Origin of the sequence: Microcystis sp. M49636_WE2 (assembly GCF_030065375.1) — a bacterium.
Lineage (GTDB): Bacteria > Cyanobacteriota > Cyanobacteriia > Cyanobacteriales > Microcystaceae > Microcystis > Microcystis aeruginosa_C.
In genome coordinates, this window is the sequence record NZ_JASJFG010000666.1 from 1 (window position 1) to 2,634 (window position 2,634).

Annotated in this window: 4 protein-coding genes; 3 read left to right on the top strand and 1 reads right to left on the bottom strand. The window is 43.3% G+C overall.

The annotated features are described in order from the left end of the window. Positions 1-176 precede the first annotated feature (176 nt). Positions 177-461, top strand: a complete 285-nt coding sequence (locus PX484_RS15390) for a hypothetical protein (RefSeq protein ID WP_002760094.1) — start codon at positions 177-179, stop codon at positions 459-461. Continuing rightward, the gene (locus tag PX484_RS15395; RefSeq protein WP_002803028.1) at positions 458-736 is read left to right on the top strand and encodes a hypothetical protein; all 279 of its coding nucleotides are present in this window, start codon (positions 458-460) and stop codon (positions 734-736) included. Before PX484_RS15390 ends, PX484_RS15395 begins: the two co-directional genes overlap by 4 nt. Before the next feature lie 251 nt (positions 737-987). Here PX484_RS15395 and PX484_RS15400 read toward each other — a convergent pair whose 3' ends face one another. After that, positions 988-1,755 carry an ABC transporter ATP-binding protein gene (locus PX484_RS15400; protein ID WP_287669387.1) on the bottom strand — a complete coding sequence of 256 codons (768 nt, stop codon included), beginning with the start codon at positions 1,753-1,755 and terminating at the stop codon, positions 988-990. A gap of 456 nt (positions 1,756-2,211) precedes the next feature. On the opposite strand from PX484_RS15400, the gene PX484_RS15405 reads away from it, so the two are divergent. Then, positions 2,212-2,634 (top strand): AI-2E family transporter (locus PX484_RS15405; RefSeq protein ID WP_502882752.1); only part of this gene is annotated, 423 nt, incomplete at its 3' end.

Here is a 2,634-nt window from a genome sequence, read left to right on the forward strand (position 1 = left end):
CATGGGAGTGATCAGGGGGAAATTCAGGTACTTTTTCCCTGAAAATTAGGTAATTGACCCCCTCAAAATCGGTAAAACCCCACACCCCACACCCTACACCCTACACCCTGCTTCTAGGAAAAACTTTTTCAGCAGACCCTAGTTAAAGACACGATAAATTGATTCAAGTCAAGCCCATGCCACTAACTCTTAATTTAACATCAGAAATCGAACAATATCTCAGCCAAAAAGCGAGGGAGAAAGGTCTTTCTCTAGAAGCTTATGTCCTCAAGCTACTTAAGGATACTATTTTAGAACAAGAAAAACAGACCAAACTGGTTAATTTACTTCAATCTTGGATTGATGAAGAAGATGAACAGGAACAACAAGAAACCGGTGAATATTTAATCGAAGCACTTGACCAAGATCGCTTATCTGAGCGTCCTTTATTTCTGGCTCACTTAAAGGGAGTAACTTGGTGAATAGAGTAGTTTTATTAGATACGGGAATTATCGGTTTAATTACTAATCCTAAGCGAGCGCCTGAAAGTCTAGCTTGTAATTGTTGGCTACAAACGCTAATTAAAGCAGGTATTAGGGTTATTCTTCCAGAAATTGCTGATTATGAGGTGCGTCGAGAGTTGTTACGCGCTAACAAGATTAAAGGAATTAAACGACTGGATGAGTTAGCATGGGTTACGCTACCGCTAACCCATCCTACAAATAATTGTGCGTCCGTACTTATGACAAAATATTGATCGGGAGAAACTTTAACTCTTTTTTTGACTATCTCTGGTAATTAAATAATCATTGTTAAGTAGCTGGTTATAATTAAATTAAAAATGGATTTTAGGTTCGATCCCCCCTCAGTACTAGGGTTGATTCATAGTAGGGTTGATTCATGAATCAACCCTACCCTTAGTCCCCCCTTGATAAGGGTGGTGTCTGATAATTTTTAACGCCTACCTACTGATCTCCCATTAACCTGAAGAGTAATTATCTAAAATCCTTATTCATCCCCTAAATAAGCTTCAATCACTGCGCGATTCTCCCTGACTGTGGCTGGATCTCCCAAAGCGATTAACTTACCGAAATCTAACACGGCAATGCGATCGCATAATCCCATCACTAAAGGCACATGATGTTCGATTAACAGGACGGTTAAAGCTAAATTATCGCGAATTTGTCGAATTAGCTGACTTAATGACCCCTTTTCGCTGGGATTCATCCCGGCTGCCGGTTCATCGAGGAGTAATAACTGGGGTTGCAAAGCTAAAGCGCGGGCAATTTCCAAGCGTCTTTGATCACCATAGGCTAAATTACGGGCTTTTCGGTTGCTTTGGTCGGTTAATCCGACTAAATCTAATAATTCCCCCGCTCTTTTATAGGTTTTTTCCTCCTCCCTTCTCGAAACTGGTAAACCCAAAATTCCTGTCCAAAGATTGGCTCTATTGTGAATGTGACCAGCGATCGCTACATTTTCTAAAGCCGATAATTCGCCAAATAAGCGCAAATTCTGGAAAGTACGGGCAATTCCCGCCTGAGCGATCTGGTGAGGACGATAATTCGCCAGACTATCGCCTTGATAAATTAAATCACCACTGGATAGGGGAATTAAACCGGTGATCAGATTAAATAAAGTCGTTTTTCCCGCCCCATTGGGTCCAATTAAGCCAAAAATCTCGTTTTTTTGTACCTGAAAGGAAACCCCATCGACGGCGACTAATCCCCCAAATCGACGGGTGGCTCCCCGCACTTCTAATAAATTTGCTGGCATCCTTGTTAACAGATTAAATTAGTCGATTTTACTCGATCAAGACGGTTGGAAGTAAGCATTGCACCGACCAAAAAAAGATATTTCTCAGGAGATTTACCCCGAAAGAATCAGTTTTAAAGATTTATCGGGCAATTATTTGGGTCGGGAAACATTTTACACAATCCCGACCAGATAAGCAAAACGGCTCACCACTACTAGCGAATCATACCAAATCCGTTTTTAATAGTGTGATTAACTCCCAAGTTATGAATTGTTTCTCCCCGCTCCGCTCTCCCCACCTCCCCCCGCAACGCGCACGAAGTGGTCTTCCCTCTCCCTAATTCATAATTCATAATTCATAATTCATAATTCCCACTCCCCTATACCTTCTAAACAGGATTTAGTATCACTACCCATAACGAAAAACTGCCATAATTGCAGAAATGTCCTCATCTAGCCAAAAGGCGATCGCTATTGATGAAAAATGACGCTAAAATTATCGATCTCGTCATCCGGCTGTTTTTTCTGGGCCTGTTGTTATTTGCTGGTTTTACCCTGCTGCGTCCCTTCCTAACCATGATCCTCTGGGGAGCAATTCTAGCGATCGCTTGGTATCCGCTCTTTCTCTGGTTAAAAAAGTTACTCGCGGGCCGGGCGAAACTGGCCACAGTTCTCCTCACCCTACTTTGTCTAGGGATTATTATCGGTCCGGTGAGTGGCATTGCAGCGGTTCTGGCGGGTAATCTGCGAACGCTGGCCGAATATATCGATACTGGTGCGGCGGTGATTCCCCCTCCCCCCGCCGATGTGGCCACCTGGCCGCTGATTGGCGAAAGGATTGCCGGTCTCTGGCAGCAGGCATCGGATAACACGGGTCAATTTCTTCAACGCTTCGAGCCA